The sequence below is a fragment of the Rhizobacter koreensis genome, assembly GCF_013366375.1.
In the GTDB taxonomy this organism is placed as follows: Bacteria; Pseudomonadota; Gammaproteobacteria; order Burkholderiales; family Burkholderiaceae_C; genus Schlegelella_A; species Schlegelella_A koreensis.
On the sequence record NZ_JABWMJ010000032.1, the window covers coordinates 1 to 6,717 of the forward strand.

6 protein-coding genes and 1 pseudogene are annotated in these 6,717 nt (G+C 67.6%); all 7 read right to left on the reverse strand.

All coding sequences use genetic code 11. The features are described from left to right. Positions 1 to 331 precede the first annotated feature (331 nt). Complete coding sequence (locus HQN59_RS25605; protein ID WP_176071967.1) at positions 332 to 1,216, reverse strand: DUF932 domain-containing protein; 885 nt, start codon at positions 1,214 to 1,216, stop codon at positions 332 to 334. Positions 1,217 to 1,283: 67 nt separating this feature from the next. Then, positions 1,284 to 1,733 carry a single-stranded DNA-binding protein gene (locus tag HQN59_RS25610; protein ID WP_176071968.1) on the reverse strand — a complete coding sequence of 150 codons (450 nt, stop codon included), beginning with the start codon at positions 1,731 to 1,733 and terminating at the stop codon, positions 1,284 to 1,286. 742 nt (positions 1,734 to 2,475) lie between these two features. Further along, positions 2,476 to 2,970, reverse strand: a complete 495-nt coding sequence (locus HQN59_RS25615; protein ID WP_176071969.1) for a hypothetical protein — start codon at positions 2,968 to 2,970, stop codon at positions 2,476 to 2,478. A 51-nt stretch (positions 2,971 to 3,021) separates the two neighbouring features. After that, positions 3,022 to 4,592 (reverse strand): annotated as a pseudogene (gene tnpC, locus HQN59_RS25620) (IS66 family transposase). 72 nt (positions 4,593 to 4,664) lie between these two features. Beyond that, entirely contained in the window at positions 4,665 to 5,012 is a 348-nt protein-coding gene (tnpB, locus tag HQN59_RS25625; RefSeq protein WP_176071970.1) for an IS66 family insertion sequence element accessory protein TnpB, read from the reverse strand. After that, positions 5,009 to 5,413: an IS66-like element accessory protein TnpA gene (gene tnpA / locus HQN59_RS25630; protein WP_176071971.1), complete on the reverse strand. Its 405-nt coding sequence runs from the start codon at positions 5,411 to 5,413 to the stop codon at positions 5,009 to 5,011. Before tnpA ends, tnpB begins: the two co-directional genes overlap by 4 nt. 261 nt (positions 5,414 to 5,674) lie before the next feature. Further along, complete coding sequence (locus HQN59_RS25635; RefSeq protein WP_176071972.1) at positions 5,675 to 5,881, reverse strand: hypothetical protein; 207 nt, start codon at positions 5,879 to 5,881, stop codon at positions 5,675 to 5,677. Between the last annotated feature and the right edge of the window lie 836 nt (positions 5,882 to 6,717).

The following is a 6,717-nucleotide window of genomic DNA, read 5'->3' on the forward strand; positions in this document are numbered from 1 at the left end:
TCGTGGACGGCTGGGATACGATGAACTCATTCACTCGCGTGCTTCCGTGATCGTCCACGATCGCGCTGAAACAGCGTCTGCGATCACGTCGAAACGGACGTCCACGATCGCTGAAATGCGCACTCATTGACTCAAGCTCGACGGGACGCGCGCTCAGACGGAGCTTGGCGCGGCGGCAGTAATCGCAGGCGCACGCAGGTTGCGTCTCCCACGGCTCGCAGCCGGTGTCGCATTTGCTAGCGCGGCCGTTGGGTGCTTGGCGCCAAAGGTGTGGGCTGTCGCGGGCGGGCGACGAGTTCCCCCCATGAACCGTCGCCCGCCTGGAGCTATCTCACGCGGCAGCCTTGATCCGCCGCATCTCCTCGGCCAGCATCCAGAGGGCACGGTTGAGGCTGACCCCTCGGTCGATGCTGCCGACGGGCCGGGTGTGGAGCCGGCGGCCGCTAGAGGCGCGGCCGGCTTGGCCACCCCGCATTACGTTCTCCTGCACGCGCTGGAACGTGGTCCAGAGGCTATGACCGACGTCCTCGATCCGCCTGGCCTCGTTGAGCCGCTCGGCGGTCACGGGTGCGGGCGTGTGCCCCCCGGTTTCTGCGATTCGCTGCTCGCCGAACCGCAGCAGCAGGGCCGCCGTCGCGAAGGCGATCTCCTCGCGCGGCTCTAGCGGCAGCGCCTTCATAGCTTCCGCGTGCTCCTCGACCGCCTCGAACCCGTCGAGCACCCTGAACGCGCCCTCGATCACCTCGCCCTGAACGTTGCCCTTGTGCGGGATCCGGATGTCCTGGACGACGTCTCCGACCACGAGGCCGTTGCAGCAGACGAACCGGAACATCCCGGCAAGCATCTGGTAGCTGCTCGCCCCGTCGTGGCTGTTGATGAGGATGATCTCGTTCGCCTCGGGCCGACCCTGCACCTGCCCAGCGTGGCGCATGCGGATCAGGTGCTTGGTGAACTCGGCCTTGCCTGGCGTCCGGCTCTGGCCCTGCGCGACCATGAACGGCTCGAAGCCCTCCTTGCGGAGGCCCCGCAGGACCTCGATGGTCGGGATGTAAGCGTACCGCTCGGAGCGGCTGGCGTGCTTGCCGGGGGCGAAGATGGACGGCGCGGCGGCTCGCATCTGGTCTTCGCAGAGCGGTGACTCGCTCCGGAGCACGCGGGCATTGCGCGAGAAGGACGTTGCCAGCCTTGCCGGCGCTTGGTATTGCGTTGTGTACATGTTGACTTCTACCTGAGGTGTTGAGCGACGGAGCCAAGCAGATCCCGTTTGCCGGCTCCGCCTGGGTTCAGAACGGGATCGGCTCTTCCTCCTCGGAATGGGCCGCAGTGGACGTGCCCTGCGGCATGGCCGAGCTCTCCTGACCCGCCCTCGCCTCCCTGACCCGCAGGGCATGGCCTTCGCGCCGCGTGTCGAGGTAGTCGATCTCCTCGGCGGTGAAGGTCATCGCATAGACCGTCTGGCCGTCCTTGTCGTAGCTGTCGTTCTGCACGCGCCCGACCACGTTGACGTGGCTGCCTCGGGTGAGGTACTCGGCGGCGCGTTCGGCCTGCTTGCCCCAGACCGTCCAAGCGATGGCGGTCGCCTCCTCGTCCCGGTTGTCTCCGGTGCCCCTGCGGGTGTTGCTGATCGCGGTCAGCGTCGCCCTGCTGACGGGACCCTCGCGGCCCTGGACAGAGACCAGGCGCACAGCCCCTGCCAGGTGCGCGTTGCGCTGTTCGACTCGAACGTAAGCCATGATCGACTCCTCACGAAGGAAACCAGCCGGTGCCGGGTTCGGTCACCTGAAAACTGATCCCTTCGCTCGGACTCCCTCGCTCCCGCCCCTCGGGAGGGGCGGGCGGGGGGTGGGGTGCGCTCTTCAGCCCCCAGCGAACACAGGAAACGGCGAGCCGGTCACCCAGCCCACCGCTTTGAAGATCCCCCCACAAGTCCCCCTCACCCGCGGATGGGGGCGCCGTGGGGGGATCGCGGTGGGCTCGACGGGCGCGACGGGCAGCGGCGGCCCTCAGAGGGCCCGAGCAACGCGGCCGACGTGACAGCTCCGCTGGCGCGGCGGCTGCCGCGAGCGGCCCGCCCACGTCCATGAGGGCCGGCGGCTCTGCGAGCGGCGTGACACCAAGCGCACCGAAGGTGCGCGACTGGCGCGACGATCGAGCCGGCCCGAGCAAACTTCAAGGCGGCCCGGCTCCGGGCGTGGCGGGTGACCGGTGACGATCTGGAGCGCGCGCAGCACACGCAGCGAAGCGCAACGCAGTGGAGCGCAGCGCAGTACGCGAGCACGGGTCAGTTCGTCAAGCGGGCCGTCGGTCGCGTACCCGCGACGGACATCAGTGCCCGCGATCCGGTCACGGGAAGGGCCGCCTTGGTCGATGCTGCCCCGCGTGCGGGGCCGATCACAGGCGCGCCACCTCACCCGCTCAACGTAAGCGTTGCCTCGAGACCTCTTGACCGAGCGTGGGCGGTCGCATTCGGCCGTTCTACACGTCAAGGACGTGCCGGATCAGTTGGAAGTCGACCCTCCACTGACGCCCATCGGTTGTCCCGATGCCGGCGGTGCGCCGGTTGATGCGTGTGACGATGCCGACGAGCGCCTTGCCGTTGCCGTCGTCGAACGTCACCTTGTCGCCGACGCTGAAGCCACGCAGGTCATGGCGCGCCGCTGGCTCCGGTGGCGGCTGGTACGAGTCGTTCGTCTCATCCCGCGGACTCAGCGCTGGCTCCACGGCGACGGCGGGGATCTTCCACGTCCTGCGAACCTGGTCCTCGAGCACGGTCGCTTGTTCGCCGCGCCGCGCGATGAGCTTGCCGCGCCTGATCTGCCCGCTGCGGAAGTCGACGAACTGCACCGCCTGCCCCAGGTGCAGTTCGGCGACCGCAGCAGCAGTGCGCTTCGGGTCGGCCAACATCGTGTCGATGAGCGCCCGCAGCTGGTAGAGCTGGACGTTCGTGGCGCCTTGCAGCGCCTCGCTCACACGCGCAATCGCATCGTCGTCGGTCATCGGACTGCCCAGGCGACTGCTTGATCAAGCCGCCCGCTGTGTCGGTTCCGGCACCAGTTCCGACGCGATCTTCCACGGCAGCAGCTCGTCAATGCGATCGATGCGATGCTCGGCAATGCGGGCGAAGACCTCGCGCAAGTAGGCCTCGGGGTCGAGCCCGTTGAGCTTGGCGGTCTCGACCAGGCTGTAGAACGCCGCGGCGCGATGGCCGCCGGCGTCCGATCCCATGAAGAGGAAGTTGTGGCGTCCGAGGGCTACGCCGCGCAGCACCCGCTCGGCGGCGTTGTTGTCGATCTCGAGCGTGCCGTCGTCGACGTAACGCGTGAGCGCTGTCCAGCGTGCAAGGCTGTAGCGTGCCGCCTTCGCGATCTCGGACTTCGTCGACGTGCGCGTCAGCAGATGCGTGAACCACTCGCGCAGCGCCGTGAGCAGCGGCCCAGCGCGCGCTTGGCGATGCGCGCGCCTGATCTCTGGCGGCTGTCCACGCACCTCCGCTTCGATGCGGTAGAGCTCGCGGATCCTGCCGAGCGCCTCGGCAGCGACGCCGTCCGCCGAGCGGCCCGTGGCCAGGTACAAGTCCCACCACGGCCGACGCGCATGCGCCCAGCACGCGACCTCGGTGACTCCGTCTTCGTACAGCCCGCCCCAGCCGCCGTATGCATCGGCTTGAAGCGCGCCTTGGAAGCGGGCCAGATGCGCCTGAGGGTGCTCGCCCCGGCGGTCGGCGGAGTAGCGGAACCAAGCTGCCGGCGGCTCGTGGCTTCCCATCGGTCGATCATCGCGCACGTAGGCCCAGAGCCGACCTGTGCGAGTCTTGCCCTCGCCGGGTGCGAGCACCTTGACCGGCGTGTCGTCGCCGTGCAGCTTGGCGGCCGCTCGCACATAGCGGCCGAGCGCCTCGACCAGCGGGTCGAGCAGCTCGCTTGATCGGGCAACCCACTTGGCGAGCTTGGCACGGTCGAGCTCGATGCCCGCGCGGGCGTAGATGCGGCTTTGCCGATCGAGTGGCAGGTGGTCGCAGAACTTGGCAGTCATCACATGCGCAAGGAGCGCGGGACCGGCGATGCCGCGGGCAATTGGCCGGCTCGGCGCCGGCGCCTGCTGAATCGTCTCGCACGTCGTGCAGGCGAGCTTCGGACGAACGTGGCGGATCACCTTGAACTGCGCCGGCACGTACTCGAGCTGCTCGCTCACGTCCGTGCCGACGAGGCGCAGCCGGCCGCCGCAGACGCTGCAGCCACACGGCCCGCCATCGGCATCGTGGTGCGCAGGGGTGACGAGCGGCCGGTGCGTCTGGGTCTCGCGCGGCAGATGCGCGCAGGAAGGCTCCGGTCGATCGAGCGGGCGTTGGCGGCTTCGGACTTGCGCGCCCGAGACTCGGGCATCGGCTCGGGCGCAGGAGCGTCAAGCAGCGTTCCCTGAACGTCGAACTGCTCGCTCGAGACGCCGTACAGCGCGCGGTTCCTGCGCGCGAGCTGCAGCTTCAGCTTGGCGACCGTCAGCTTGAGCAGCTCGTTCTCGGCGGCGCTCGCCTCGAGTCGCGCCCGCAGCGCGGTGATCTCGTCGTCAGACTGCGGGTCGGCTTCGTGCTGCACGGAACAGGATGATGCCGACCGTGACCTTGGAAAGCCATCGGTGTCGCACCCGAGGACTTGCAGAGATCGACCTTATGCCGCGAGGTCGGGACGATGCGGACGCACCGGCATGCGCCAGTCGATTCCTTCCAGGAGCATCGCCAGCTGCGCGGACGTCAGCGTAACGCCGCCTGATGACGCCTGCGGCCAGACGAAGCGCCCGCGCTCGAGCCGCTTGGCGAGGAGCACGAGACCTTGACCATCGAACCACAGCACCTTGACGATGTCGCCGCGACGTCCGCGGAAGCAGAAGACGTGGCCGCTGAACGGGTTCGCGGCGAGCGTGGTCTGCACTGCCGCGGCCAGGCCGTCGAACCCCTTGCGCATGTCGGTACAGCCGGCGACCAGCCACACGCGGGTGTTGGCCGGCGGCCCGATCATCCGCGCAGCGCCGCCAGAACCATGCGCAGCGTCGCGCCGTCGACGCCCGGCATCACCCGTACAACAGCGCCACCGAGTTCGACCTCGATCGGCACGCGCCTCGCCGTGATCGGCGCAGCCGTGACGTGCGCCGGCTCGGCTTGGATCTCCACCGGCAGCAGCACCGGCAGAGCCGGACTTACTGGGGCTTCGCTGCGCCATTGCGGCAACCGCATCCAGCGGTGCAGCTGGTTCGCGTTGACGCCGTGCTGCATCGCCAACCCTGCCACCGACGCGCCGGGTCGACGAGCTTCTTCGACGATCCAGCGCTTGAATGCCGTCGCAAAGACGCGCTTGCCGTTGCTCTTCGTGCGCTCGACCGCCTGACCGGTCCAGGCTGACGTGTGTCCACTGTCTTGCATGTGCACACATGCTGCGACGCTCAGGCGGGTCGGTCAATGCGGCCTTGAGGAGACGCTTACCGCTCAACCGCGGCGCGGCTAGTTGAACGATCTACCGAGCGCTGGGGTGCGTCGGTGCAGAACCCGCTTTCAACTGAGGTGGGCGTCTGTGTCGGCGGCGAGCGGAGCAGACAGGCTGGCCTGCAGCTGTTTGCGGATGGACGCCATGTCGCGCTCCATCTTCATCCACCCGCTGCTATAGCGAGTGCTCTCGAAGCGAAGTCAATGGAGGTGCTTGAGCTCTGCGACGCTGAGGTTCAGCGATTCCAAAGCCGCTGCAAGGGCGCGCCACTGATCGGGTGCAGGCACACCGCGCTCCTCGCGTAATGGGTCGAAGCGCTCGACGTCATCCGCTACTCGTTCGGCGCTCCGTTCGGCCTCACTTGGAAAGACGAGGCGCACGACCTTGGACGGCCTCTTGTAAGCCATGCGCTCACCTCGAGCCGAAGGAGGCGGCGTGGAGTCAACGTTCGATCGATCTCCGAAGGCTGCACTGGCGCATCGGGCGGGCTCCCTGGCAACGCAGGCGGAGCGACGACTACAGGCGCTACCGCGCGAAAGACGCGAGGACCGCGGGTCTCGCTGACGTTCAGATCCTCGCTGCCTTGGAGCGACTCAGAAGGCCGAAGATCGGCGAAGCGCTTCCTTCGATAAACAATCAGCGGTTGCTGCGTCGCTGCTGGCACAACGGGCGTGCTGGAGAACGCTGCTTCGGCGGCAAGTCTTGAAGCACTTTTTGCTAGCGCCAGATCCTCCGGAATCGCGCTCTGTAGGACGGTGCTGCTGTCGTCTCGTTCTAGGAGTTGAGTCTGGCTGTCGCGATACTGCATGTAGTGCGTCGAAGATCGAGGATGCGGCCCGCCAAATCGGGCCAAGTACAAGGGGCACTAGTGGCCGCATCGTGCTTGTGCGGTGCTGTCGACTCTAGCGCCTTTTATCGCCAGCCGTCCGGCCTCAGGCTTGTGGCTCCCAGCGTGTGCAGCGTTGCCGGTGCGCCATATGCCGCAACCGTGTTGTACTTGCCTGCGGAGACAGGTTTGCAGCGACTGCGGTCTGTCGACCTCCATCCTCCCAAGCGCGGTTTCGGCACGAAAGCTGTCATCCCGGCGCAGCGCGCGGTTGGGCGCCGGCGGCCGCTCTCCGAGGGCGGATTCAACCGGTCCGTGCAACACACTGATCGCTGCGTAAGGCAGCAGGAGTGTTGCAGATGAAGTACCGCACACGCATCTACTACACGGTCGCCCAGAAGGCTCTGATGTGGGAGC